The following is a 22537-nucleotide window of genomic DNA, read 5'->3' as shown; positions in this document are numbered from 1 at the left end:
TCTCTAGTCCTTCAGGGGCAAGGGGGCGGGGAGGATGGGCAGCGGCTCGGGGGCTCGCGTCCGGCGAGGTTCGAGCGCACTTTCCTTGAGCAGAAATGACATCAGCAAGCCGATCAGGCTGCCGCTCAGGGCCACGTACAGGATCGACGGCAGGCCGAAATGGCTGGCGGCAAACCCGGCCACGGCCGGGGACAGCCCGCCCCCGAGAATTTCGCCGAAACCCACGACAATCCCGGTCGCCGTCGGCAGCAGGGCCGGGGCCACGGATTCACTGGTCAGCGGGCCGACTGTCATGCAGATCAGACTGAAATTGAAAAACGACAGCAGGAACAACAGCAGAAACAGCAGCCAGGGAATCGCCGGGCTGACGATCAGCAGGCCCACCAGGGTGCTGCTGGTCATGAAACAGGCCGATACCACCGGTTTGCGTCCGAGGCGGTCGGACATTCCGGGAATGATCAATTGGCCGATGAAACCGCCCAGGCCAATGGCCGAAATGACAAAGGCCATTGACAGGGTTTCCAGGTGCAGGTGGTCGGTCAGGTAACTGGGCAGCATGGCGCATAGCACGAACTGGCAAGTCAGGATGCAGAACATCATGAGGATGTTCAGGCGAACATTGCCGCTCTTGAAGGCCGCTAGCCAGTGGCTTCTGGCAGTACCGGCGAGTTGCACGCAGGGCGCCGCGGGCAGCGGTCGGTAGACCTTCCACAGGTAGCCGGCCAACAGCAGGCCGGGCAGGGCGATGATCGCGAAGACCGCACGCCAGGAGCCGGTAAGTTGCAGCAGGCTGGCGGCGATCAGCGGTCCCAGGCATAGGCCGAGAATCGGAAACAGCGCCTGCTGGATGCCCAGGTTCTGTCCGCGTCGGTCGGGGCGCGAGACTTCGTTAGTGACAATGATGCTCGTCGGCGTGAAGGCACCTTCGCAGATGCCCATCAGTCCCCGTAGAGTCACCAGCCCCAGTACGCCGGTGGCCAGTGCGGAGAAACCGGACAGCAACGACAGGACCGCGATGGAAACCACCAGTACGCGACGGGTTCCCAGGCGGTCAATCACGCTGCCCATGCCCAGAGCGGATAGTCCCCAGGTGAAGGCCAGCGCGGCCGACAGGTAGCCCAGGTCCTGATAGTCCAGTTGCAGGTCGTGCATGATCACCGGAAACAGCGGCAGGATGATGAAGCGATCCAGCCCCACCAGCCCGAAACTCAGTGACAGCAACACCACCATGGATCTTTCGTAACGGCTGTCGGCAGCCGTGGTTGGTATTCCAGCGTTCATCGCTCAGCTTCCTTGTGAAAACCATGAACCCGGCGCGGTGCGCCGTGAGGGTGCGGCCTGACGTTGCCTTTCAGCCTGGCAACGTCAGGTCGGACTGGCGCAGGGTTTCCCTTCAGGCGGTCCACTCTCCGACGGCCATTTCCGCGGTGAAGCCCGGGCCGAAGGCTGCCAGCAGGCCGATATCGCCTCGATTCAGGTTGGAATCGAACTGCCGCTTGAGTACGTCGAACACCACTACGCTGGCGATGTTGCCGGCTTCCGAGAGGCTGCTGCGTGATTGCGAGACCCGGTTCGAGGCCAGGTCCAGGTGCATCACCAACTCGTCGAGGATCTTGCGTCCCCCGGTGTGAAAGATGAAGAAGTCGTTGTGCGCGCAGTTCTGTTCGAAGCTGTCGTAGTTGAGCTTCTCCATGACCGGTGCCACGTCCTTGATGGAGTTCATTACCGCCTTGTCGAGGGTGAAGTGGAAGCCGGTATCCTTCACGTCATACTTGATGTAGTGCTCACTCTTGGGCAGGAAGAACGACTCAGTCTTCTTGATCTTGAAGCCGCCGGCCTGGTCATCGGCGCGCAGCACGCAGGCCGACACCGCATCGCCGAACAGCGCCGCGGAGATGAAGGCGTGCAGCTTGGTATCGTCCGGCTGATAGCACAGCGAAGAGAACTCCAGGGACACGATCAGCACGTGGTTGCGCGCATCGAGCCGGGCGAAATCGTTGGCCCGGTTGATGGCCGCGGCACCGGCCACGCAGCCCAGTTGGGCGATCGGCAGTTGCACGGTGGAATTGGGCAGGCCGAGATCGTTGATCAGGTGCGCGGTCAGCGACGGCATCATGAAGCCGGTGCAGGAGGTGACGATCACCATGCGGATGTCGCTGATCTGCAACCCGGCATTCTCGATGGCCTGGCGCGCCGCCGCCGACGACATCTGCCGGGCTTCACGCTCATAGACGATGCTGCGGTGGGTAAAGCCGGTGTGTACCGCCAGTTCGTCGATCGGCAGTACCAGATGGCGCTCATTGACTTCAGTGTTGGCGATCATGCGTTTGGCCAGGGCCATGCGCGGATGGTCGGCGTGGAGGTTTTCCAGGTGATCAACCATCTGCTGTTGGGTGATCTTGTGTTGCGGAAACATGACGTGTGGAAGGCAAAGAGTAGACATGATGGGTCCTTGGCGCTAAGTAAGCCAATAAGTTAAGGGTTGGGGATAGTCCCCGTTCATAGGCACAGGAATCTGTAGGCCCTAAAGGAAATCAGGGCCTTAAGGCAACTTCGAGGCGTGAAGCGGCCGTTGATGTAACTTTTAAGTTGGATTTTATTTTAATGGCTAACTTCAAGGTGCCTTATATAAAGGCACCTTGAATAACAACTTATATATCCAGTACGAACTTATAAGCGTATTGCCAGGCCAGGTTGCTTTCGCGCACATGCTTGCGAATCACCATGCGCACTGGCGCGCCGACTTTCAGCTGCTGTGGATCGCAGACGTCGACGATCTCCGAGGCAATCACCAGGCCGTCATCCAGGCGCACCATGGCCATGACGCGCGGCACGGTTTCGCCATAACCCATGGCGGCCAGGACTGGGTTCTCGGCGTGGGCCATGACTTCGATCTTGCCCGTGCGCTTGCAGCGGTAAGGTTTCACGCTCAGGGAGTTGCAGGCGCCGCAGACGGTACGCCGGGGGAAGAAGATCTCGTTGCATTCTTCGCACTGGCTGCCTTCGAGGCGGTACTTGCCGCCATGCTCGCGCCATTCGCGAAGCATGCTGGCGGTGGTCATTCTATGGATCTGCTCTGGGTACATGGACATGGTCCGGGCTCCTTAGTCGTTCGAGAGGACAATCACTGAGTTGTGGGCCGCATAACCGCCAAGGTTCTGCGACACGCCGATGCGTGCGCCCTTGACCTGGTTGTCGGATTCCCCTCTCAGCTGCCGGAACAGCTCGGTGATATGCAGAATGCCGTCGCATCCCGAGGCGTGGCCGCGGCCGATATTGCCGCCGTCGGTGTTCAGTGGCAGTTGGCCGTCCAGGGCGATGCCGCCCTCGAGTACGAAGTCGCCGGCCTGGCCCTTGCCGCAGATGCCCATGGATTCCATCTGGATCAGCCCGGCGCCGAGCAGGTCGTAGACCTGTGCCACGTCGATGTCCTTGGCGGTGATCCCGGCCTTTTTATAGGCAATTTCCGCACAGGCGATGGAGTTGGCCGAGACGGCCATGCCCACGTCCTTGGGCAGGCCCGGATGGTGCAGGGTCGGATTGTGGAAGCGCGTGCCGAAGTAGTGCGAGACCCCGGTGTAGGCACAGCCGCGCACGAACACGGGTTTGTCGGTGTACTTGTGGGCCAGGTGCTCGGCCACCAGGATTGCGCAGCCACTGGCTTCGCCCCAGGCCAGCATCGAACCGCAGGCTTCGCTGTTTTTCAGCGCTTCGATGGATGGGATTGGCTGGCCATAGCGGGTGGCGGTCGGCGTGTTCTGGGCGTAGATGCGCATCTGCCGACCGAAGGTGGCAAGTACATCGGCCTCGCGACCGGCATAACCGAACTTCTGGAAGTACTCGGCAGTGGCCAGGGCGAAGGCGTCGGTGTGGGAGATGCCGAGGAAGTAGTCGTATTCACATTCAGTGCTGGAGCCGATGTATTCGGCGTAGTTGAAGTGATCGGTCATCTTCTCGAAACCGCCGCACAGGACGATGTCGTATTCCCCGGACGCCACCATCTGGTGACCCATCTGGAACGACACCGAGCTACTGGTGCAGTTGGCGGTGCTCATGAAGGTTGGTGCCGGGCTGATGCCCAGGGCGTCGGAAATGGTCGGGCCCAGGCCGCCATATTCAGAGATGCCTTCACCGTGATAGCCGTAGGCGACACCCTGGATTTCCCGAGGATGCATCTTGGCGTCCTTGAGCGCCTTGTAGGCGGACTCGACGATCATTTCCTTGAACGTCTGCCGAACTCGTGAACTTCCGGGCTTCGGCGTATAGGCGGCCGAAACTATTGCAACACGACGTGCGCACATGTGCATGCTCCTTGCGTAGACAGGCGTAATCAGAGATAGGCGGTCAGGGCGTAATCAGCCCGCAGGTACTTGAACTCGTACTTGATGGAGGTGCCGTAATCGACATAGGTCTTGGTTTCGAGCAGTTCGCGCAGGGGCTTGTTGTGCTTCTGGTACTGCTCGATGGCGTCGGTGACGGTCAGGGCGATGGCGTCACTGCCGGCCCCGAAACCATAGGACACCATGAGGATCTTCTGCCCCGGACGGGCCTGGTCCAGCACGTTGATCAGGCCGAGCAGCGGGCTGGCGGCGCCAGTGTCACCCACATCGCCGGCGTAGATTCCCGGTTCGATCTGCTTGGTGTTGAAGCCCAGGTGCTTGCCCAGAGAGTAGGGCGTGGACACCAGGTTCTGCTGGAACACCACGTAGTCATAGTCGGCGGCGCTGGTACGCAGCTTGGCCATCAGGCCCTCGGCAGCGCGGCGGGTCTGATCTTCCAGGCCGATGCTGTTCTTGTCCGAGCCCAGGCCCATCCCGGAACGAATGTAGCGATCGCCCTGGGGGCGGATGTTGTCGGCGATATCCGCAGCGCAGGAAAAACTGCCGTCGAACTCGGCGATGACGTTCTGATTGCCGATCAGCAGGGCGGCGGCGCCGGCTCCAGCATAGGACTCGGTCAAATCACCCGGCGCGGTATTGCGGTTGATGGTGTCGGCGCCGATGGCCAGGGCACTGCCGGTCATGCCGGAGGCCACCAGGGCCTGGCAGATCTGCAGGGCGGAGGTGCCGGACTTGCCAGCAAACTGCACGTCGGCGCAATAGGCGTCGTAACCGCTGCCGAGCATTTCCAGGATGATCGAAGCCGAGGCCCGTGAGTCGTAGGGGTTGGTGCAGGTGCCCAGGTACAGGGCTTCGAGCTCGTGGCCGGGGACTTTATCCAGGGCCCGTTGCGCCGCCAGCACACCGAGGGTGATGACATCTTCGTCCGGCTGCAGTACGGCTCTTTCAGTGACGCCGAGGTTTTCCTCGACCAACTTGAGCTCGGTGTTTTTCCAGACGTTGATCACGTCCTGAACTTTGAGGCGGCATACCGGAATACCCGCGCCATAGCTGACAATGCCTACTTTTTTCACGTTCATTTTCCTCTTGATTCCATTCTTTTTGAGAAAACTGGGTCGTGCCTGCTCAGAAGCACCCTTGAACATACGGAAAACAATTTTGCTGCCTGTCTCGTGGCGACACCGCATAAACCGGCGGCCCAGAGGAGGGGGACAGCAGACTCCGAATAGGGGAAAACCCACTCGAAAGCTGTTTTTCTTAACCTCTCTATGCTATGATACGGAACGTTTCGTTTAGTAATAATTTAAGACGATCTAGTCTCTTTTTGGGAAGCGGGCCGCAGCCTCGAATCCGAGGAACTCGCAGTTGCAGGGCCTGATTTACTCAACCCTAAAGAGATACTTTAAAAACTAGATAGATCGGTACAAGAAGTTCATGATTCTTTCAAGAATGAAACGAAACGGACCGTTTCATTTCAATTCGGAGGAATCCTATACCCTGCGTTGCGTTTGTCAAGCGCCCTGCCTGGAGATTTTTTATTGTGGCTCGTACCCCATCTCGCAGCTCCATCGGCTCGTTGCGAAGTCCCCATACCCATAAAGCCATCCTCAGTTCCACCATCGAAATCCTTAAGGAATGCGGTTATTCCGGGCTCAGTATCGAGTCCGTCGCCCGCCGGGCGGGTGCCAGCAAGCCAACGATTTATCGGTGGTGGTCGAACAAGGCGGCATTGATCGCGGAAGTTTATGAAAACGAGAGTGAGCAGGTCAGAAAATTTCCTGATCTCGGCTCGTTCAAGGCGGATCTCGACTTTTTGCTCCACAATCTCTGGAAAGTCTGGCGAGAAACCATTTGCGGAGAGGCTTTCCGCTGTGTCATCGCTGAAGCGCAGTTGGATCCAGCAACATTGACCCAGCTCAAGGATCAATTCATGGAGCGCAGAAGGGAGTTGCCGAAAAAGCTGGTGGAAAATGCCATCAGCAATGGCGAGCTACCCAAGGACACCAACCGTGAATTGCTGCTGGATATGATTTTTGGTTTTTGCTGGTATCGGTTACTGACCGAGCAGTTGACGGCGGAACAGGACATTGAGGAGTTCACTTCTCTGCTGATCAACGGTGTTTGTCCTGATACGCAACGTTGATCCATTGTCAGCCATTAAGCCCTTGAGTTGCGCGGGCTTAATGGCTGTTGTTTCAGGCTGAAGTCGCGCCGAACTCCCGATACAGGTCCGGCAGGAAGCTGGCCAGATGATTGAACTCGCACATATCGTGCACGGCAAATTCATAGGCCAGGGTTTCCAGCTCGGCTTCGCCAAAGCCACTTTCCTTAAGCAGCGCCGATGCTTTTTCAGCTCCGGGAAAGCGGGCCATCGATGGGTGCGATCCGACCCAGTAACGGCTGGTAAGGTACATGCCGCCCGACACCTCCTTGAACAGATGCACCATCAATGACACCGGCACCTGTGGGTGATCGGCCAGGCTCATCAAGGCACTGACGCTGCCGTCGATTTTCGCTTCGCGATACAGATCAGGGTCAAGGCCCAGGCTGGCCGGTTCCTGAAAATCGATGTGCAAGTGCATCAGGCGATCGCCGACATACTCCGATGCGCAGAAAGTGTTGCCATACAGCCGCTCCTCGAAGCTCAAGGATTCGTCGCTCAGGCGCTGATGGTTCATGCAGGGGTTGCTGACATGGGCGTAGGGGAACCACAGGGTATAGCGCTCCGATTCTGCCGGGTGCCACATGAACCACCACTTGAACATCTGTGCGGTGCAGCCGGGGAAGAACTTGCGGCTTTGCACATAAGCCATCGGCCCCGGTAGCAGGGCGTAGCCGGACTCCTCACTGACGAAGTCCGGGTCGAGCAGGCGATTGATGTCTTCGACGCTTGGGGTCAGGGTGTCTTTCAGGTCCATCGGGCCTTGCTGGATCTTGCGTACGGCGGACAGCGGCACGCGCATCTCCGAACGGAAATACTTGGCGTAGGGCTTGTTCCGGATTGCCGCCTGGTTGCGCAGGAAGAGCTTCTGCATGGGCAGTGAGAAGTAGGTGAAGGGAGTCATGATGCGCGCTTCCATGCTGATATCCTTTGGCGTGAATTGACGAGTAGCCGCCACGTTCGTGCGATCCGCTCGCGGAGTTGAACGAGAAACTGGCGCTTTGTAGCTAAGCAGTCCATAAACAAAAGTCAAATTTGAATTTAACTTAGTGAGAGCGTCTATGGCCGTTTCCGCTTCCCCGCCGCCTGCTGCGGCCCGTGCGCCGCGTCAGGATGGCCAGGCAACTCGCCAGCAGATCCTGGAAACGGCTGGCCAGCTCTTTGCCGAGCTGGGGTACGCCAACACCACCAGCAAGCAGATTTGCGAAAACTCCAAGGCCAACAACGCCTCGGTCAACTATCACTTCGAGAACAAGGACGGCCTGTACCGGGCGGTGCTGCGCGAGGCCCATGACCGCCTGGTGCGGATCGAGACCATGATCAGCCTGAGCGAGAGCCAGGACAGCGCCGAAGATAAGCTGCGGGCGATCATCACTGTACTGATCGAGGGGCTGAACAATCAGCGCGAGGGCTGGGCACTGAAAGTGCTGACCCGCGAGCTGCTGTCGCCCTCGTCTGTGCTGCCGGTGGTCCTGGAGGAGCAGGCGTTCCCCAAGGCGAAGATCGTGCGCGTCATTCTCGGCCAGATCATGCACCTGTCGCCGGAAGACCCAGCCACGTTACGCAGTGCTGTCAGTGTGTTTGCGCCCTGCCTGTTCCTGCTGATCGCCCATCAGCCACTGGCGCGCAACGTACTGCCTGGCCTTGAGTTGGACCCGCCGGCCCTGATCGAGCACATGATGGATTATGCCCTGGCCGGCCTGGCGGCGGTGGCTCGGACTTCCGGCAGGGCCTAGCGCGTTATTTTCGGGCACAAAAAAACGCCGACCCTGAGGTCGGCGTTTTCTGTCAGCCATCCCTGGGACGATCCTTACTCCTGCGCGACGGCGTTCTTCGCCAGGATCGCGTTGGCCAGCTCCATGTCGGTAGCCTTGAGGCCGGGATTGTCGGCGCGGACTTTTTGCATGGCGGCTTCCAGGTACGGGCCGCGAATGCTGCCTTCGCTGGCGACGAAGCTGCCCGCGTCGTCCTGCGCGGCGACGATCAGCTTGTGGTCCTTGAAGGTCAGGTAGGTGGAACCGGTGGTGGCACCGGAGGAAATGACGTTACGCCAGAAGGTGTCGGCCATTGCCGAACCAACAGGGAGAGAAAGCAGGGCAAGGGTGGCGACAGCTATTTTCAGACGCATGATGGGTGACTCCAACTGGGGGTTATCTGCACAGTTTGATTCTAGATACCCCAGCGGAGTTCCGTGACCCATCAGTCAAGGTTTTCGACCAGCAGAATGGCGCCTTCCTGGCCGATCACGCGCACCCGGGCGCCCACAGGCGCGTCGGCGCCCTTGGCGATCCATACCCCATCGGCGACCTTGATCCGGCCCCGGCCGTCAACTATCGCCTGATGCACCACAAAGGTCTTGCCCATCAGTTCCTGGCCCCGCAGGTTCAGGTTCGGCTGGTCGCTGGGGCGCACCACATTGCGCTGGCGACGCCACCAGTACAGGGCTGTCAGCACCGATAGCAGGCCGAACAGGAGGAACTGCACCTCCCAGGTCAGGCCGGGAATCACAAAGGTCAGGACCCCTACGGCGGCAGCCGCCAGGCCGATCCACAGTAGATAGCCGCCGGCGCCGAACACTTCGAAAATCAGCAGTACAGTGCCCAGGGCCAACCAGTCCCAGAACGATAGCGCGTGCAGGAATGCCAACATGGATCGAGCCTCAGACCTTCTTGCCGTCGAACGTGGCCTTGACGATTTCGCCAATGCCGCCCACGGCGCCTATTACCTGGCTGGCCTCCAGTGGCATCAGGATCACCTTGCTGTTGTTGGCCGACGCGAGCTTGCCCAGGGCATCGATGTATTTTTGCGCGACGAAGTAGTTGATCGCCTGGACGTTGCCGCTGGCGATCGCCTCGGATACCACCTGGGTCGCCCGGGCCTCGGCTTCGGCCTGGCGCTCCCGGGCTTCGGATTCAAGGAAGGCCGCCTGACGTTCACCCTCGGCTTCCAGAATCTGCGCCTGCTTCTTGCCTTCGGCGGTCAGAATGGCCGCTGCCCGCAGGCCTTCGGCTTCGAGGATCTGGGCGCGCTTGACCCGTTCGGCCTTCATCTGCCCGGACATGGCCGCCATCAGGTCGGCAGGCGGGCTGATGTCCTTGATCTCGATACGGGTGATCTTGATCCCCCAGGGGGCGGTGGCTTCGTCAACGGTTCGCAGTAGTTTTTCGTTGATGCCGTCACGTTGGCTGAGCATCGCGTCCAGTTCCATGGAACCGAGCACGGTACGGATATTGGTCTGCAGCAGGTTGCGGATGGCGTGCTCAAGGTTGTTGACCTCGTAGGCCGCCTGGGCGGTGTTGACCACCTGGAAGAAGCACACGGCGTCGATCTGCACCGTGGCGTTGTCGGCGGTGATGACTTCCTGGGGGGGAATGTCCAGCACGCTTTCCATGACGTTGATCTTGCGGCCGATGCGGTCCATCACCGGAATGATGATGTTCAGCCCTGGCTTGAGGGTGTTGGTGTAGCGGCCAAAGCGCTCCACTGTCCACTGGTAGCCTTGGGGCACGACCTTGAACCCCATGAATACCAGGGCCACCGCGAGGCCGACAAAAAGTAACAGTACGCTTCCGATCTGCATAACATTCACCTGTTCAGTCATTGCTCAAGGGGCACGAGTGTACGGCGGTGCCAGGCCCCCCGCCGGGATACCTTCGTCCTTGCATCATCAGGACACACATCACCGGCGCGACTCAGGCACGCCGCGAGGTTCAAAGCTGGAAGCGGGTGACCGAGGTTTGCAGGGTCGCCACAGAGTTTTCCATCTGCTCCACCGTTTGCGTCAGTTCACGCATGGCCTGACTGTTGCGCCGGGCCACCTGGCTGATCATCTCCACCCGTTGCGCCACTTCGCTGCTGGCCTTGGACTGCTCGCCGATGGTGTGGGAAATCTCTTCCACCATCAGCGCCGACCGCTGGGCACCCTGGCGAATCTCGTTGATCGAAGTCCCCGCCTGCTGGGCCATGTTCACCCCGTCGTTGACCCGGCTGACCCCGGTTTGCATGCTGCTCACCGCCTGCCCGGTGGTTTCGCGGATGCGCTCGATCATGCCAGTGATTTCCCGGGTGGATTGCGCGGTGCGCGCCGCCAGGTTGCGCACCTCGTCGGCGACCACGGCGAATCCGCGTCCGGCCTCGCCGGCCCGGGCCGCTTCGATGGCGGCATTCAGGGCCAGCAGGTTGGTCTGCTCGGCGATGCCATTGATCACCTGGATGATCGAATGGATCTCCTCCGAGGACTGGCCCAGGGCGGTGATGCTCTGGGACGACTGGTTCACCGCCTCGGCGATGTGGCTCATGCCGTCCACCACCCCGAGTATCACCTGGCCGCCGCTGCCGGCCAGGGACTCGGATTGGGCAGCAATGCTCTGGGCATTGCGGGCGTGCTCGGCGACCTGGGCAATGTTGCTGATCATCTGTTCCATGGCCGCCGCCATGTTGGTGGCGCCGTCGGCCTGCTCGGTGGCGCCGTCGGCGATGCCCAGCGAGGTGTCGCTGAGGCTGTGGGAGCGCCCCCGCAACTCTTCGCTTTCATGGCGGATGGTGGTGATCATCTGCCGCAGGTTGTCCTGCATCTCGCCAAGGGCCTGTTGCAACTGACCGGCTTCGTCCCGGCTGTCGATACTGATGACCGTGGTCAGGTTGCCCTGGGCGATGGCCCGGGCCGTGGCGACGGATTTTTCCAGGGGCTTGAGGACCCGGATGAGCAACTGGCGGGTCAGCAGGCACAGGGCCAGGGCGGCAATCAGGCTGCCGCCGATCAGCCACCAGGCGGCTTGGCGTACGGCGGTTTCACTGCCTTCGCGGGTCTGGGCGGTACTGGCTTCGATCTTGCTGCTCAGGGCCGTATTGCGGGCTTCCACTTCACTGAAACGCTGGGAAAACTCCGGCATCTGCAAGCGCGCGGCCTGAGGATCCTTGAGGGCCTGTTCGGCGATGCTTTCGGCCGCATGAATGTAGTTTTCCAGGACCGGCTGCAACTCGCTGATGGCATCGCGGATATCCGGCGCCAGGGGCAGCCGGGCGTTTTCCGCCAGGGCCTTGCGGAACCAATCGCCGTGTTCGCGCAGACTGTTGCGCACCTCCTCGCCGGCCGCGCTGTCGCCGGGCTCACTGCTCAGGGCCTCCAGCACATCGGCCCGCAGGGCGTCGTGCATCATGTCGGCTTCCAGGTGATTGCGCAGTGCGCTGGCATTGAGTTCATTGTCATGCAGGGCACTGGCCAGGCGTGACTGTCCCCAGAGACCGAGGCCGGCCACCAGGGCAATGGCCAGCAGGCTGAGAACCCCGGAGGCGATCATGTTGTGACGAATATTCATGCCTGGCTTCCTGCTTTTCTTGGCGGTGGTTAGAGCGTAGTCCAGCACTTGGGGTTCGCCTTCGGGCAAGCAGGGCCTGGTTACTGGTTTTCGCTTTGAGGTGTCACCCGCAGCACTTCCTCCAGGCTGGTCAGGCCATCGGCAAGCTTTTGTGCGGCGGCCAGGCGCAGGCTGCGCATGCCGTCCTCGCAAGCCTGGCGACGCAGGCCGGCGAGGTCGAGGTCGCCATGCACAAGAGCCTTGAGCGGGGTACTCAAGGGCATGATTTCGTAGATCCCGGTACGCCCGTGATAGCCGGTGCCACGGCACTCTGCGCAGCCCACGGCCCTTTTGCTCAGGGGCGGAAGCGGCAGTTGTCGGGGGTGGGTCAGGCTCTGCCAGTCATCCAGGGCGAGGGCCGCGGGAGCCTTGCAATGGGGGCACAGGGTACGCAGCAAGCGCTGGGCCATGACGCCGATCAGGGTGGCCTTGATCAGGTAGTGAGGCACTCCCAGTTCCAGTAGGCGGCTGATGGCTCCGGGGGCATCGTTGGTATGCAGGGTGGAGAGCACCAGGTGCCCGGTGAGTGCAGCCTGGATAGCCATTTCGGCGGTCTCCAGGTCGCGGATCTCGCCGATCATGATGATGTCCGGGTCCTGGCGCATCAGCGCACGCACGCCGCTGGAAAAGCTCAAGTCGATATTGTGCTGCACCTGCATCTGGTTGAACGCCGGCTCGATCATCTCGATCGGGTCTTCGATGGTGCACAGGTTGATCTCGGGGCTCGCGAGCTTTTTCAAGGTGGTGTAGAGGGTGCTGGTCTTGCCCGAACCTGTGGGGCCGGTCACCAGGATGATGCCGTGAGCCTGTGCGGCCATGGCTTGCCAACGGTTCAGGTCGTCGGCGCCGAAGCCCAGTTGGTCGAAATCCTTGAGCAGCACCTGTGGGTCGAAGATACGCATCACCAACTTCTCGCCGAAGGCCGTGGGCAGGGTCGAGAGCCGCAACTCGATCTCGCTGCCTTCCGGAGTACGGGTCTTGACCCGGCCATCCTGGGGTTTGCGTTTTTCTGCGACGTTCATCCGTCCCAGGCTCTTGAGGCGGCTGACGATGGCCAGAGTCACCTGGGGCGGGAACTGGTAAACGCTGTGCAGCACCCCGTCGATGCGAAAGCGCAGGGTGCCGTGCTCGCGGCGGGGTTCGATATGGATATCGCTGGCCCGTTGCTGGAAGGCGTACTGAAACAGCCAGTCGACGATGTTGATGATGTGGGCGTCGTCGGCATCCGGCTCCTGGTCTCTGGCCCCGAGCTTGAGCAGTTGTTCGAGGTTGCCCGGGCCGCTGGCCCTCTGTTCGCTGCTGGCCCCGCTGACCGACTTGGCCAGGCGATAGAACTCCAGGGTCAGGCGCTGGATATCCACCGGGCTGGCCACCACCCGTTGGATCGAGCGCTTGAGGACATGGGCCAGATCGGCTTCCCAGGCGCTGACGTAGGGTTGGGCGCTGGCCACGGTGACGCTTTGGGCATCCACTGCTACGGCGAGGATCTTGTGCCGCTGGGCGAAGGCGCAGGACATCAGCGGGGTGATGCTCGCGACGTCGATCTGCAGCGGGTCGATGCGCAGGTAGGGCTGGCCGGCTCGCCGGGCCAGCCAGGCGGTGAGACTGTCCAGATCCAGATGCTGGCCGGGACGCTGCAAGTCTGGCAGATGCTGACTGGCGATCAGTTCCAGGGGGTGCACGGGGTTGCTGGTGCCGTGAGGGCGGGCGCTGATGGCCTGTTCGGCGGCATCCTGGCTGATGCGGCCCTGGGTCAGCAGTTCACGCAGCAGCTCACTGAGCTCCAGCCAGTGATCCTGGGGCGTTTGCGTGGCAGCCATGGGGGCTCCTTGGGGCTGTTGTCCAGAGGCGGGTCTCTGACCACAAATGGCCAAGAATAGCCCCGCCAGGCCGGGCCACCGGCTACCAAGGGTTGCAGGACTTTTCCGACCTCAGCCGGCGGCCTGCAGCTGCGCCGGCTCTGCCAGTTCCAGTTCTACCGAGCAGACGCTGATCAGGTTGCGCAACTTGTCGCCGATCACCCGGGCCCGATGCCAGCTCAGGCCGTCGAGTTGCACGTCGATGTGCAGCGTGGTGTCTTGCTGGATCACCGTGACCCGCTGGGGTACCAGAAATTGCAGGGCGAAGTGGTTGAGCACCCGGCACAGGACATCAGCTTCGGCCTCGGCGGTCATCTGGTAGTGCACGCGACAGTGGGCATTGTCCTGGTTCCAGACATCGGCGCGGGATGATTGGCCAGGGGCAGGTTCGAGATGGGGCATGGCAGTCTCCAGATCAGTGGAGAAATTTTTACATTTGGTTCCGGGTATTTCTTATCTAAGATTGAGCAGAATTCATAAAAATCGAATCGTTTGATTCAAAATTTTATAGATAAAGGAATTTGTTATGCATAGCGAACTGGACGCCTACGACCGCCGGATACTCGCGTTGCTGCAAGAGGACGCGTCACTTTCCAGCGCGCAGATTGCCGAACAGGTGGGCTTGTCCCAGTCGCCGTGCTGGCGGCGGATTCAACGCTTGAAGGAGGAGGGGGTGATCCGTGGCCAGGTGACCCTGCTCGATCGCAAGAAGATCGGCCTCAACACGCAGATTTTTGCCGAGATCAAGCTCAACGCCCACGGACGCTCCAACTTCACCGAGTTCACCGAGGCGATTCGCGGCTTTCCGGAGGTGCTGGAGTGTTATGTGCTGATGGGGGCCGTGGATTTCCTGTTGCGCATCGTGACGGCGGACATCGAAGCCTATGAGCGGTTTTTCTTCGAGAAACTGTCCATGGTGCCGGGCATTCAGGAGGTGAACTCGATCGTTGCCCTGTCGGAGATCAAGTCCACCACCAGCCTGCCGGTACTGCGCTGAGGGAGCGGCTTACATGCGCAGCAGGGTTTTCCAGGCGCGGTTCTGGTACACCGCGATGGCCTGCTGTTTGCGGGCATCGAGGGCTTCGTCGGTGATGGGTTCGTTGGCCAGTTGTGCCAGCTTGTTCAGTTCACCGTATAGACGATCCAGTTCAGGGATCTCCAGCACGGCACGGGCATGATGCAGCCAGGCTTGGATGCGCTCGATACGCGGCAGCTGCTCGGCCAGGTCTTCGGGTTGCTGCTGGTAGCGCGGCAACTGCAGGGCGGTGGCTTCCTCGGCCAGCAGACGTGGCAGCCAGCTACCCAGTTGCGCTGCGCCCTGGCGGTTGCCACGGGTGTTGCGCTCGGCGGTCCAGGCGCGGGCCAGCAGCCAGCGAGAGGTGTTCAGGGAGAACAGGCCCCAGCGCACGTCCTGCAACTCTTCGAGGTATTGCTCCGGCGCGGCCTTGCGCACGTCTTCATCGTCGAGGCCGGCTTGTACCAGCGGACGCCAGTCTTCCAGCAGGGCATCCAGGGCGCTGCGCAGTTCAGCGGTGGACTGGCGTGGCGCAGCCTGGCCCAGGCTGCTGGCCAGAGCTCGCAGTTCGGCGAGGTTATCCACCCAGTCCTGCAGCAGGCGCCAGTGGCCGTTGAAGCGATACTGTTCGGCCAGGCGCTGGCTGCTGCCCAGCAGGTGCCAGGCCAGGGCAGCGAAGGCGTCGTCCAGCGGGGTTTCGGCACTCAGTTGTGGCGCCGGCAGGCTCAAGGAGTAGCTACCGGCATCGAACAGGCGATAGCCACGCTCGGCCTTGCTGATGTCGCAGGGCATCAGGGGCAGGGTGAGGGCCAGCTCTGCCGCCAGTTCCAGCAGGGCGGCGGGCTCGCCTTCGCGCAGCTCCAGCTCCAGCTCGCAGATTTCTTCCTTGTGCTTGCCGGCGATCACCTGGCCCAGGTCCAGGGCCGCTTCGATCACCACCTTGGCCTTGCCGCGGCCCCAGGCGATTTCCGCGCGTTCACGGACAAAGTCGGTGGTGAACAGTGGCTTGAGGGTCTTTTTGTCCAGCTCGGCCAGGGCTTCGGGCCAGCATTCGCCGTCGAGTTTTTTCACGTCGAGCTTGGCTTTGGCCAAGGACCAGTCGTATTCGTTGCGCTCGGACAGGCCGGCAACGCTCTGGCCGCTGGTCTTGAGGGTCTGAATCACTGCGTCACCGTCACGACGCAGGCGTAGGGCAACTTTGGCCCGGGCCAGATCGCGCTCTGGGGTGTCGAAGTACTGGTTCATCAGCTCACGGCGTTCCCAGCCACTTTTGTTGCGTTTTTTCAGTAGCGGGTGCTCGCGCAGGGCGGCGAGGGTTTCGCGGCTGACGCGGAGTTTGATTTCGGTTTCTTTCTGCATGGCCGGAAAATCCAGGATCGGGAGTGCAGCCGGGGGAAGAGTTGGCTGCCAAGGCCGTGCAGTGTACAGGACCAGGCGCCCGGAGGCGCCACGACGGTTCCTTCCTCTCACGAGATGCCTCTATGATGGTCCCCATCTTGGGATTTCCGGAGCCAGCTCATGCCATTGCCGTCCATGAAGGATCAGTTTGCCGCACTGATCGCCGCGCCGTCGGTGAGCTGTACTCAACCTGCGCTGGACCAGTCCAACCGTCCGGTCATCGACTTGCTGGCCAGTTGGCTCGGCGACCTCGGTTTTGCCTGCGATATCCAGCAGGTCAGCCCTGGCAAGTTCAATCTGCTGGCCAGCTTCGGCAGCGGTCCTGGCGGCCTGGTACTGGCCGGACACAGTGACACGGTGCCGTTTGACGCCGCTCTGTGGCAGACCGATCCGCTGAAGTTGACCGAGGTCGACGGCCGCTGGGTCGGTTTGGGCAGTTGCGACATGAAGGGCTTTTTCGCCTTGATCATCGAAGCGGTGCGACCGTTGCTGGAGCAGCCATTCAAGCAGCCGCTGCTGATCCTGGCGACCTGTGATGAAGAAAGCTCCATGGCCGGGGCCCGGGCCCTGGCGGAAGCCGGGCGGCCCCTGGGGCGCGCGGCGGTGATCGGCGAGCCCACGGGCCTCAAGCCGATCCGCCTGCACAAGGGGGTGATGATGGAGCGCATTGATATCCTCGGGCGCAGCGGCCATTCCTCAGACCCGAGCCTGGGCCGCAGCGCTCTGGAGGCCATGCACGATGCCATCGGCGAATTGCGGGGGCTGCGGCTGCTGTGGCAGCGCGAATACCGCAATCCGCAGTTCAGCGTGCCGCAACCAACCTTGAACTTCGGTTGCATCCACGGTGGTGACAATCCCAACCGCATCTGTGGCCAGTGCTCCCTGGAGTTCGACCTGCGTCCCTTGCCGGGCATGGACCCGCAAGTGCTGCGCGAGGCGATCCGGCAGAAGCTCCAACCGATTGCCGAGCGGCATGAAGTGCAGATCGACTATGCGCCGCTGTTCCCTGCGGTGCCGCCGTTCGAGCAGTCCGAGGACGCGGAGCTGGTGCGGGTGGCGGAACGGCTTACCGGGCATCGTGCCGAAGCAGTAGCGTTTGGCACTGAAGCGCCTTATCTTCAGCGCCTTGGCTGCGAGACTCTGGTGCTTGGCCCGGGTGACATTGCCTGTGCCCACCAGCCCGGGGAGTACCTCGAAATGTCACGCTTGCAGCCTACTGTGCAGTTGCTACGAGAGTTGATTGAACATTACTGCCTGACACCGGCCCAATTTCAGTAAATTACCGGCGTCCCGATCCGTACCCATGAGGAGAGTAAGCGTGTTGCCAAGCCTGTTCCGACGATAACCATCAGCCCGTTGTGCGTTTTCCGTTTCGTCCTTTTATAGGCTGCTTTTTATTTACAGGCTCAGGTTCATGCCCGAATACGTCAATTGGCTCCGCCACGCGTCTCCCTATATCAACGCCCACCGTGACTGCACCTTCGTGGTCATGCTCCCCGGTGACGGCGTTGAACACCCCAACTTCGGCAATATCGTCCACGACCTGGTGCTGCTCCACAGCCTGGGGGTTCGCCTGGTGCTGGTGCACGGTTCGCGCCCACAGATCGAAGCCCGCCTGGCGGCTCGCGGTCTGGCGCCCCATTACCATCACGGTCTGCGGATTACCGATGCAGCGACCCTGGAATGCGTGATCGACGCCGTGGGCCAATTGCGCATTGCCATTGAAGCGCGCCTGTCCATGGACATGGCTTCTTCGCCCATGCAGGGTTCGCGCTTGCGGGTCGCCAGCGGCAACCTGGTGACGGCCCGTCCGATCGGGGTGCTGGAAGGTGTCGACTACCACCACACCGGCGAAGTGCGTCGGGTCGATCGCAAGGGCATCAATCGCCTGCTGGACGAGCGCTCCATCGTGCTGCTGTCGCCCTTGGGGTATTCGCCCACTGGCGAGACCTTCAATCTGGCTTGTGAAGATGTGGCCACTCGCGCGGCCATCGATCTGGGGGCCGACAAGCTGCTGCTGTTTGGTGCCGATCCCGGTCTGCTGGATGAAAACGGCAAACTGGTTCGCGAGTTGCGCCCGCAGCAGGTTCCGGCGCACTTGCAGCGTCTGGGTGGCAACTATCAGGCCGAACTGCTGGACGCCGCTGCAGAGGCTTGTCGTGGTGGTGTGGGACGTAGCCATATCGTCAGTTATGCCGAAGATGGCGCCCTGCTGACGGAGCTCTTTACCCGTGACGGCGGCGGTACCCTGGTGGCCCAGGAGCAATTCGAGCGGGTGCGCGAGGCGGCGATTGAAGACGTCGGCGGGTTGTTGGATCTGATCAGCCCGCTGGAAGAACAGGGCATCCTGGTGCGGCGCTCCCGGGAGGTACTGGAGCGTGAAATCGAGCAGTTCAGCGTGGTCGAGCGCGAGGGCATGATCATTGCCTGCGCTGCCTTGTACCAGATTGCCGACTCCGATGCCGGCGAGCTGGCCTGCCTTGCGGTGAACCCTGAGTATCGTCATGGCAAGCGCGGCGACGAACTGTTGGAAAGGATTGAAGCCCGGGCCCGGGCTCAGGGGCTGAAGACCTTGTTCGTGCTCACTACCCGCACGGCCCATTGGTTTCGCGAGCGGGGTTTTGTGCCCAGCAGCGTCGAACGTCTGCCTTCGGCCAGGGCCTCGTTGTACAACTACCAGCGCAATTCGAAGATCTTCGAAAAGGCCCTCTGAGTCTTTTTCTCGTCGTGCAATAGGCAACGCCTCGATCCCTGGATCGAGGCGTTGCCGTTTTCTGCACATGTCAGAAAAATTTCATTTCGATACAAAAACTGTAACAAATTGACGGGAGGATAGGCTCTTAGCCATGATTGCGTCGCTTTTTTGATCCTCCATGACGTTTTACGCCTCTGGCGCGGGGGATCTTGGGGGCTGGATCGGGGAAATATTTTTCAGAAATAAGCTTGCGAGTGTCTAGGCTGGGATTCTCGGCTTTACCGTGGCGAGCTTTATTCCTGAAAGGTATGAAAAAGAATTAAACAATTCTTTTTGGGTTTATGAGTAATTCATTACCCTGCATGGACCAAATCACTGCGATTAGACCATGGTCGTAGACACAGTCCGTTACGATTGACTTATCAGTCACGGTCTGGCGCTAATCGCGCATCTGTGGCACCCGGGCGTTCGATCTGGGGCCAGGAACCACAAGAATTAGAAACGAGAGGAGCGAAACATGAACAAGTCCACCTTGGCCCTGGCTGTGGCCGTAGGGGTTTTGGCGCAGCAGGCAGGCGCCGCCGGTTTCATCGAAGACAGCAAGGCTACCTTGGGGCTGCGCAACTTCTATATCAATACTGATAACCGTGACCATGCGGCAGCAACCGCCAGCAATGTTCAGAGCAAGAACGAAGAGTGGGGCCAAGGCTTTCAGCTCAACTTCACCTCTGGCTACACCCAGGGCACCGTAGGTTTCGGTCTCGACGCGATCGGCCTGCTGGGTATCAAGCTGGACTCGGGGGGCGGCACCAACGGCGCTACTCCTAGCTCCTACGGCGGTACCGTATTTCCAAGCAAATCCAATGGCGAAGCCGTTGACAACTACTCCAGCCTGGGCCTGACTGCCAAAGCCAAGATCTCGCAAACCGAGCTGAAGCTGGGCACCCTGCAGCCAAAACTGCCGGTTATCGTGACCAACGATGGTCGTATGCTGCCGCAAACCTTCCAGGGCGGTCAGATCACTACCAACGACATCAAGGATCTGACCCTGATCGGTGGTCAGATCGAGCACGCCAAGGGCCGTAACTCCAGCAACAACGAACAACTCTCCATCGCTGGCGCCAACAGCCGCGGTGCAAGCTTTCGTGATAGCAACAAGTTCATCTACGGTGGTGGCGACTACAAGATCACCAAGGACCTCACCGCTCAGTACTACTACGGCAACCTGGAAGACTTCTACAAGCAGCACTTCCTGGGCCTGACTCATAACTGGGCAATCGGCCCGGGCGTATTGAAGTCCGACCTGCGTTACTTCAACAGCCGCGACGATGGTGCTAATGGTCATGACTCCACCTACTTCACCACTGGCAACTACTCTGGTGTAGCAAGTGGTAAAGGCAAGGTTGACAACAACCTTTATAGCGGCCTGTTCCTGTACTCGGTTGCCGGTCATACCTTTGGTGGCGGCTACCAGGTCAGCAACGGCAGCAGCGATTTCCCTTGGCTGAACCAGGGTGATGGCTCGTCGGCCTACATCATCACCGACATGCAGATCCAGAAGTTCGCCCGTGCCGGCGAGCGTACCTGGCAAGCGCGCTACTCCTATGACTTCGCCAAACTGGGCGCCCCTGGCCTGACTGCCGGTGTGGTTTACCTGCGCGGTGACAACATCGACACCGTAACCGCTAAAGGTGCTGTAGCTGGTAGCGGCCGTTCCGAGTGGGAACGCGACCTGACCGTCGCTTACGTTGTTCCGGAAGGCCCGCTGAAGAACCTGGGCTTCACTTGGAAAAACGCCATGTGGCGCAACGACATCCCGAGCCAGCGCGATCAGGACGAAAACCGTCTGATCGTCAGCTACTCGATCCCGCTGTTGTAATAGCGCGATAAAGCCTCGCCCGGCGCAATGCCGGGCGAGGTATTGCTTCAAGTCAGGCCCACCCCCGTGAGCCCTTCCTGAATCCCCCTCTTTGTACAGCTACTCAAGGCCTTCTCGAACCTTGTTGAGAAGGGTGGTCTTCGCCTGCGCGCGCGTCCAGTGAAGAGATTTTTAATATTCAATTCAGTTATGAATAAATCGATATTTATTCTTTTTAAATAAGCTCCGGTGCAGGCAGAGTAGCTCCATCACGCACTCACAGGAGCAGCACCCCATGAGCCTCAGACTGGGCGACATCGCCCCCGACTTCGAACAGGATTCCAGTGCCGGCAAGATTCGTTTCCACGAGTGGCTGGGCGATAGCTGGGGCGTGCTGTTTTCCCACCCCGCAGACTTCACGCCGGTGTGCACCACCGAGCTGGGTTTCACCGCCAAGCTCAAGGACGAGTTCGCTCAGCGCGGAGTCAAAGCCATTGCCCTGTCGGTGGACCCGGTGGATTCCCATCACCGCTGGATCGAGGACATCAACGAAACCCAGCACACCATCGTCAATTTTCCGATCCTGGCGGACGCCGATCGCAAAGTGTCGGACCTCTATGACCTGATTCACCCCAATGCCAACGACACGCTGACCGTGCGTTCGCTGTTCGTCATCGACCCGAACAAGAAGATTCGCCTGACCATCACCTATCCCGCCAGTACCGGGCGCAATTTCCACGAAATTCTCCGGGTGATTGACTCGTTGCAACTCACCGACAACTACAAAGTGGCTACTCCGGCTAACTGGCAGGATGGTGACGAGGTGGTGATCGTGCCCTCGCTCAAGGACGAGGAAGAGATCAAGCGCCGCTTTCCCAAAGGTTATCGCGCAGTGAAGCCTTACCTGCGCCTGACGCCGCAACCCAACCGTTGATACACGAGCCGCTGTAGGAGCCGGCTTGCCGGCGAAGGCGGTCGTGAGGCCGATGCAAGGTGTTGCGGACCTTTTCGCGGGCAAGCCCGCTCCTACGGAGAGTTCAGGGGTAACAGATCCATAAAGCAGGGGTTTTAAGGCCGTTTCGACGGCCTATTTTTTTGCCTGCGAGAAATACTTCCTTATATGCATATAAGGAATAAACAAATGAATAAATAAGATTTATGGATATAAAAATAGACTGTTAAGGTCTGTCCAGTCCGGCGAGATCGCATCCCGCGAATCGCTTTATCTTGTTCAAGGAATCCCCTGCATGCTGGTGGTCTCTCTCGGTGGCAGTCCCAGCCAACGCTCCCGTTCCGGGGTGCTGCTGGAGTTGGCCAAGCGCTGGTTGCAGCAGCAAGGCGTGGAAGTGGTCAGTTACCAGGTGCGGGACTTCCCGGCCGAAGATCTGCTTCACGCCCGCTTCGACAGCCCCATGGTCATCGATCTGCTGCAACACATTGAGCAGGCCGACGGCCTGCTGATTGCCACGCCGGTGTACAAGGCGTCTTTTTCCGGGGCCCTGAAAACCCTGCTCGACCTGCTGCCGGAACGTGCCCTGAGCCACAAGGTGGTGCTGCCCATGGCCACGGGCGGCAGCATCGCCCACATGCTGGCGGTGGATTACGCCCTCAAGCCTGTGCTCTCGGCACTCAAGGCCCAGGAAATGCTCCAGGGCATCTTTGCCGAGGACAGCCAGATCGCTTATGGCGAAGGCAGTGTCCAGCCGCAGCTGGCGCAGGCTCTGGAGCAACGCTTGAGCGAAGCCCTGGAGCAGTTCCACAGCGCGATGGCACGTCGTCCCAAACCGCTGGACCCGCATGTGTTGAATGAACGTCTGTTGAGTGCTCGCTGGAGCATTTGAGTCACACCCCTGA

The 22537-nt window shown here is 60.5% G+C and carries 21 protein-coding genes and 1 pseudogene; 8 read left to right on the top strand and 14 right to left on the bottom strand.

Features of this window, described 5'->3' with window-relative positions; all coding sequences use genetic code 11:
- Nucleotides 1-3: 3 nt before the first annotated feature.
- The 5 genes from P7C00_RS30910 to P7C00_RS30890 form a co-directional block, all read right to left on the bottom strand.
- Nucleotides 4-1281, bottom strand: coding sequence for an MFS transporter (locus tag P7C00_RS30910; protein ID WP_346633323.1), 1278 nt, complete (start codon nucleotides 1279-1281; stop codon nucleotides 4-6).
- Between the two features lie 112 nt (nucleotides 1282-1393).
- On the bottom strand, nucleotides 1394-2443 hold the full coding sequence (locus P7C00_RS30905) for a type III polyketide synthase (RefSeq protein ID WP_346633322.1): 1050 nt from the start codon (nucleotides 2441-2443) through the stop codon (nucleotides 1394-1396).
- A 208-nt stretch (nucleotides 2444-2651) separates the two neighbouring features.
- Nucleotides 2652-3092, bottom strand: a complete 441-nt coding sequence (locus tag P7C00_RS30900; protein ID WP_102862172.1) for a Zn-ribbon domain-containing OB-fold protein — start codon at nucleotides 3090-3092, stop codon at nucleotides 2652-2654.
- Between the two features lie 12 nt (nucleotides 3093-3104).
- Nucleotides 3105-4301: a thiolase family protein gene (locus P7C00_RS30895; RefSeq protein ID WP_346633321.1), complete on the bottom strand. Its 1197-nt coding sequence runs from the start codon at nucleotides 4299-4301 to the stop codon at nucleotides 3105-3107.
- Nucleotides 4302-4330: 29 nt separating this feature from the next.
- Nucleotides 4331-5419 carry a hydroxymethylglutaryl-CoA synthase gene (locus tag P7C00_RS30890; RefSeq protein ID WP_404937875.1) on the bottom strand — a complete coding sequence of 363 codons (1089 nt, stop codon included), beginning with the start codon at nucleotides 5417-5419 and terminating at the stop codon, nucleotides 4331-4333.
- 461 nt (nucleotides 5420-5880) lie between these two features.
- Here P7C00_RS30890 and P7C00_RS30885 point away from each other — a divergent pair, with 461 nt between their 5' ends.
- Entirely contained in the window at nucleotides 5881-6483 is a 603-nt protein-coding gene (locus P7C00_RS30885; protein ID WP_346633319.1) for a TetR/AcrR family transcriptional regulator, read from the top strand.
- A 52-nt stretch (nucleotides 6484-6535) separates the two neighbouring features.
- Here the strand turns inward: P7C00_RS30885 and P7C00_RS30880 are convergent, their stop codons facing one another.
- The gene (locus P7C00_RS30880) at nucleotides 6536-7420 is read right to left on the bottom strand and encodes a DAPG hydrolase family protein (protein ID WP_404937874.1); all 885 of its coding nucleotides are present in this window, start codon (nucleotides 7418-7420) and stop codon (nucleotides 6536-6538) included.
- Between the two features lie 142 nt (nucleotides 7421-7562).
- Here P7C00_RS30880 and P7C00_RS30875 point away from each other — a divergent pair, with 142 nt between their 5' ends.
- On the top strand, nucleotides 7563-8237 hold the full coding sequence (locus tag P7C00_RS30875) for a TetR/AcrR family transcriptional regulator (protein ID WP_346633317.1): 675 nt from the start codon (nucleotides 7563-7565) through the stop codon (nucleotides 8235-8237).
- 74 nt (nucleotides 8238-8311) lie between these two features.
- On the opposite strand, the gene P7C00_RS30870 is transcribed toward P7C00_RS30875, so the two are convergent.
- From P7C00_RS30870 to P7C00_RS30840, 7 genes and pseudogenes are all read right to left on the bottom strand, one after another.
- Nucleotides 8312-8629 (bottom strand): DUF2388 domain-containing protein, encoded by a 318-nt coding sequence (locus P7C00_RS30870; protein ID WP_016966055.1) that lies wholly within the window; start codon nucleotides 8627-8629, stop codon nucleotides 8312-8314.
- A gap of 71 nt (nucleotides 8630-8700) precedes the next feature.
- Entirely contained in the window at nucleotides 8701-9150 is a 450-nt protein-coding gene (locus P7C00_RS30865; protein WP_346633316.1) for an NfeD family protein, read from the bottom strand.
- A gap of 10 nt (nucleotides 9151-9160) precedes the next feature.
- A complete protein-coding gene (locus P7C00_RS30860) occupies nucleotides 9161-10081 on the bottom strand; it encodes an SPFH domain-containing protein (RefSeq protein WP_102862164.1) in 921 nt (306 codons plus the stop codon).
- A 130-nt stretch (nucleotides 10082-10211) separates the two neighbouring features.
- Complete coding sequence (locus P7C00_RS30855; protein ID WP_404940116.1) at nucleotides 10212-10916, bottom strand: methyl-accepting chemotaxis protein; 705 nt, start codon at nucleotides 10914-10916, stop codon at nucleotides 10212-10214.
- 198 nt (nucleotides 10917-11114) lie between these two features.
- A pseudogene (locus P7C00_RS30850) lies at nucleotides 11115-11393 on the bottom strand (methyl-accepting chemotaxis protein); the annotation flags it as partial.
- A 506-nt stretch (nucleotides 11394-11899) separates the two neighbouring features.
- Nucleotides 11900-13678, bottom strand: coding sequence for a GspE/PulE family protein (locus tag P7C00_RS30845; RefSeq protein WP_404937873.1), 1779 nt, complete (start codon nucleotides 13676-13678; stop codon nucleotides 11900-11902).
- Between the two features lie 111 nt (nucleotides 13679-13789).
- Nucleotides 13790-14119: a hypothetical protein gene (locus tag P7C00_RS30840; RefSeq protein ID WP_346633313.1), complete on the bottom strand. Its 330-nt coding sequence runs from the start codon at nucleotides 14117-14119 to the stop codon at nucleotides 13790-13792.
- A gap of 124 nt (nucleotides 14120-14243) precedes the next feature.
- Between P7C00_RS30840 and P7C00_RS30835 the strand changes: the two genes are divergently transcribed.
- Entirely contained in the window at nucleotides 14244-14714 is a 471-nt protein-coding gene (locus tag P7C00_RS30835) for an Lrp/AsnC family transcriptional regulator (RefSeq protein WP_065902318.1), read from the top strand.
- Nucleotides 14715-14723: 9 nt separating this feature from the next.
- Here the strand turns inward: P7C00_RS30835 and P7C00_RS30830 are convergent, their stop codons facing one another.
- Nucleotides 14724-16091 (bottom strand): CYTH domain-containing protein, encoded by a 1368-nt coding sequence (locus tag P7C00_RS30830; RefSeq protein ID WP_346633312.1) that lies wholly within the window; start codon nucleotides 16089-16091, stop codon nucleotides 14724-14726.
- Between the two features lie 159 nt (nucleotides 16092-16250).
- Between P7C00_RS30830 and argE the strand changes: the two genes are divergently transcribed.
- The 5 genes from argE to ssuE all read left to right on the top strand — a co-directional run bounded on the left by argE (nucleotide 16251) and on the right by ssuE (nucleotide 22524).
- The gene (gene argE, locus P7C00_RS30825; RefSeq protein WP_404937872.1) at nucleotides 16251-17408 is read left to right on the top strand and encodes an acetylornithine deacetylase; all 1158 of its coding nucleotides are present in this window, start codon (nucleotides 16251-16253) and stop codon (nucleotides 17406-17408) included.
- Nucleotides 17409-17544: 136 nt separating this feature from the next.
- Nucleotides 17545-18843 carry an amino-acid N-acetyltransferase gene (gene argA, locus P7C00_RS30820; protein ID WP_123726743.1) on the top strand — a complete coding sequence of 433 codons (1299 nt, stop codon included), beginning with the start codon at nucleotides 17545-17547 and terminating at the stop codon, nucleotides 18841-18843.
- 499 nt (nucleotides 18844-19342) lie between these two features.
- Complete coding sequence (locus tag P7C00_RS30815) at nucleotides 19343-20704, top strand: OprD family porin (protein WP_346633310.1); 1362 nt, start codon at nucleotides 19343-19345, stop codon at nucleotides 20702-20704.
- Nucleotides 20705-20978: 274 nt separating this feature from the next.
- Nucleotides 20979-21617, top strand: coding sequence for a peroxiredoxin (locus P7C00_RS30810; protein WP_161753053.1), 639 nt, complete (start codon nucleotides 20979-20981; stop codon nucleotides 21615-21617).
- Between the two features lie 313 nt (nucleotides 21618-21930).
- Nucleotides 21931-22524: an NADPH-dependent FMN reductase gene (gene ssuE, locus P7C00_RS30805; protein WP_123726740.1), complete on the top strand. Its 594-nt coding sequence runs from the start codon at nucleotides 21931-21933 to the stop codon at nucleotides 22522-22524.
- Nucleotides 22525-22537: the final 13 nt, after the last annotated feature.

It is taken from the genome of Pseudomonas sp. JDS08PS003, assembly GCF_045013505.1.
Taxonomy (GTDB): domain Bacteria; phylum Pseudomonadota; class Gammaproteobacteria; order Pseudomonadales; family Pseudomonadaceae; genus Aquipseudomonas; species Aquipseudomonas protegens_B.
This window is presented reverse-complemented; position numbering and strand designations above follow the sequence as displayed.

Bases quoted from the DNA above. Each gene is read 5' to 3' on its own strand.
- P7C00_RS30910 (WP_346633323.1), bottom strand. From the start codon at position 1,281: ATGAACGCTGGAATACCAACCACGGCTGCCGACAGCCGTTACGAAAGA.
- P7C00_RS30905 (WP_346633322.1), bottom strand. From the start codon at position 2,443: ATGTCTACTCTTTGCCTTCCACACGTCATGTTTCCGCAACACAAGATC.
- P7C00_RS30900 (WP_102862172.1), bottom strand. From the start codon at position 3,092: ATGTCCATGTACCCAGAGCAGATCCATAGAATGACCACCGCCAGCATG.
- P7C00_RS30895 (WP_346633321.1), bottom strand. From the start codon at position 4,301: ATGTGCGCACGTCGTGTTGCAATAGTTTCGGCCGCCTATACGCCGAAG.
- P7C00_RS30890 (WP_404937875.1), bottom strand. From the start codon at position 5,419: ATGAACGTGAAAAAAGTAGGCATTGTCAGCTATGGCGCGGGTATTCCG.
- P7C00_RS30880 (WP_404937874.1), bottom strand. From the start codon at position 7,420: ATGGAAGCGCGCATCATGACTCCCTTCACCTACTTCTCACTGCCCATG.
- P7C00_RS30875 (WP_346633317.1), top strand. From the start codon at position 7,563: ATGGCCGTTTCCGCTTCCCCGCCGCCTGCTGCGGCCCGTGCGCCGCGT.
- P7C00_RS30870 (WP_016966055.1), bottom strand. From the start codon at position 8,629: ATGCGTCTGAAAATAGCTGTCGCCACCCTTGCCCTGCTTTCTCTCCCT.
- P7C00_RS30865 (WP_346633316.1), bottom strand. From the start codon at position 9,150: ATGTTGGCATTCCTGCACGCGCTATCGTTCTGGGACTGGTTGGCCCTG.
- P7C00_RS30860 (WP_102862164.1), bottom strand. From the start codon at position 10,081: ATGCAGATCGGAAGCGTACTGTTACTTTTTGTCGGCCTCGCGGTGGCC.
- P7C00_RS30855 (WP_404940116.1), bottom strand. From the start codon at position 10,916: ATGATCAGCAACATTGCCCAGGTCGCCGAGCACGCCCGCAATGCCCAG.
- P7C00_RS30845 (WP_404937873.1), bottom strand. From the start codon at position 13,678: ATGGCTGCCACGCAAACGCCCCAGGATCACTGGCTGGAGCTCAGTGAG.
- P7C00_RS30840 (WP_346633313.1), bottom strand. From the start codon at position 14,119: ATGCCCCATCTCGAACCTGCCCCTGGCCAATCATCCCGCGCCGATGTC.
- P7C00_RS30835 (WP_065902318.1), top strand. From the start codon at position 14,244: ATGCATAGCGAACTGGACGCCTACGACCGCCGGATACTCGCGTTGCTG.
- P7C00_RS30830 (WP_346633312.1), bottom strand. From the start codon at position 16,091: ATGCAGAAAGAAACCGAAATCAAACTCCGCGTCAGCCGCGAAACCCTC.
- argE (WP_404937872.1), top strand. From the start codon at position 16,251: ATGCCATTGCCGTCCATGAAGGATCAGTTTGCCGCACTGATCGCCGCG.
- argA (WP_123726743.1), top strand. From the start codon at position 17,545: ATGCCCGAATACGTCAATTGGCTCCGCCACGCGTCTCCCTATATCAAC.
- P7C00_RS30815 (WP_346633310.1), top strand. From the start codon at position 19,343: ATGAACAAGTCCACCTTGGCCCTGGCTGTGGCCGTAGGGGTTTTGGCG.
- P7C00_RS30810 (WP_161753053.1), top strand. From the start codon at position 20,979: ATGAGCCTCAGACTGGGCGACATCGCCCCCGACTTCGAACAGGATTCC.
- ssuE (WP_123726740.1), top strand. From the start codon at position 21,931: ATGCTGGTGGTCTCTCTCGGTGGCAGTCCCAGCCAACGCTCCCGTTCC.